The sequence below is a fragment of the Aphanothece hegewaldii CCALA 016 genome (genome assembly GCF_003007785.1).
Classification (GTDB): Bacteria; Cyanobacteriota; Cyanobacteriia; order Cyanobacteriales; family Microcystaceae; genus Chroococcus; species Chroococcus hegewaldii.
In genome coordinates, this window is the sequence record NZ_PXOH01000100.1 from 1 (window position 1) to 1,716 (window position 1,716).

General features: G+C 41.8%; 1 protein-coding gene. It reads right to left on the reverse strand.

Annotated elements, in window-relative coordinates; translation table 11 throughout:
- Positions 1-69: 69 nt before the first annotated feature.
- Complete coding sequence (locus C7H19_RS25120) at positions 70-1,644, reverse strand: NACHT domain-containing protein (protein WP_106459623.1); 1,575 nt, start codon at positions 1,642-1,644, stop codon at positions 70-72.
- Positions 1,645-1,716 lie beyond the last annotated feature (72 nt).

Consider the following 1,716-nt stretch of genomic DNA (forward strand, 5'->3'; position numbering starts at 1 on the left):
ATTTTTACCTACTAGCAACAACTAGAGCCACTAAAAGCTTACCACAAATATACAATTAATTATGCATTGTTACTTATGTAAGTAATCAGCAACTGCGGCAAGTAAAGATGGATGGCGATTTGCTAGACCATTTAAATAGGGAACCCAATCTAAGTTATTAAAAGACTCAGGAGCATCATAGGCTCTAAAGAGTTCCACTGCTTCATTATTTGTAAATGGTGGAACCTGCATAGTACAAAGGATATGACTCCCTAGTACAGATTGCAAGTTTTGAGTTAACTGATGGAAGCTAGTCGATAGAAGGCGGATGCCTCTGTTATGACATCTTTGTGCTAGTTGGGTTAATCGAGTCTCAAGTTCGTCTCCTCTTGCAAGTCGAGGCAGATCGTCAAAAACCAAAATAGTGTTCGGCTCAAGACGATCACTCAGTTCGTTGTACCACCTACTAAAGTTCCCTTCTGCCGGACGACCTACTTGTCTTTCGATTGCTTGATCAAAACGAAGACAAGCTTGTTCTATCGTTAAATCTCTAAGGCGTAACCAAATACAGTTTGTACAGCGTCCTTGGCTGATTAAATACTGAACCAGTAGGACAGCTAATTGAGTTTTGCCTGAACCTAAACTACCATCAATGGCAACCCAAGTATGATTGGTAAGGGTTTGTGCTAGAACTTGAACTGTCTCTTCTCTCAAGCTAGAACGTTCAGCCAAGGGACAAACATCTAGAATTGGAGTTTCAATAACGTATTTTACTGCTCCATCAATTCCCTGTTCCTTGGCTAACCGTTGAACTTCCACACCCAAACTAGCGAGCAACTGGTTATTCTGTTGCTGTTCTTGCTCCAAGTTAGTAACACGAGCATCAATTTCATAAGACCAAGCTTTCAGAATTTCTAATGTTGCGTGATCGGTGCTACTGAGGGTTGGCAAAGCCAGTTGAGCATTTAAGTCCTCTAAAGTGAGTTGTTTTCTTCCACGTTCACAAAGACGGCTGAAAACATACCAGAATAGTCTTTCGTATTGCTCTTGTGCTTGCAGAAAGTTGATCGCGCACCGTCGATCCAGCAATTGTTGTTGGAGAATGGATTTGAGTGATCGAGCCTCTGGAGCCTTGGTTTTCCACTGAAATTTGTAAATGAGAGAAAAAAACTGCTCGTCAGTCGCTGTTTGACTGAAATTGCAGAATTCCTGCCATGTATCTTCGTGAAGATCATCTGGCTTCTTAGCATTCTTTAGGATCTGGCGAATGCCTGTTATAACTTCATCCCAATTTCCTGCTTCTACTTCTCCTAACCGTAAACGTTCCCAGGCTTCAATAGCAGGCATTTGGTTGGGAATTGGAGATTGGCGTTCTCTCCCTACTTTTGCATTTGTGGTGAATTGAAAGATTAGGTTAGCAGTTGGATTTGTTTGGCAATGTTCAATAAAATTGGCGATCGCGGCAAGGGCTTCTGGTTTTCTTAGAGTAAGCGAGCTATCGCGATGCTTAACCTGTTCAAGAAGTCTGTCGCGTTCCTCTGAATCAGCAACTAATGAGCGGCTGATGACATCAATATCTTCCCCACATTCAAGTTCGAGAATTTGATGAGGTAATAAATCTAACCATCTTTGAATGGTTAGATCGATCTGATAGACATACCTCACGGGGTGACGAGTAGCTGAGAGCTAGAGAATATCTAGCTTTTAGAACTTTGTGCCACCTAGAAGATGAAGAAG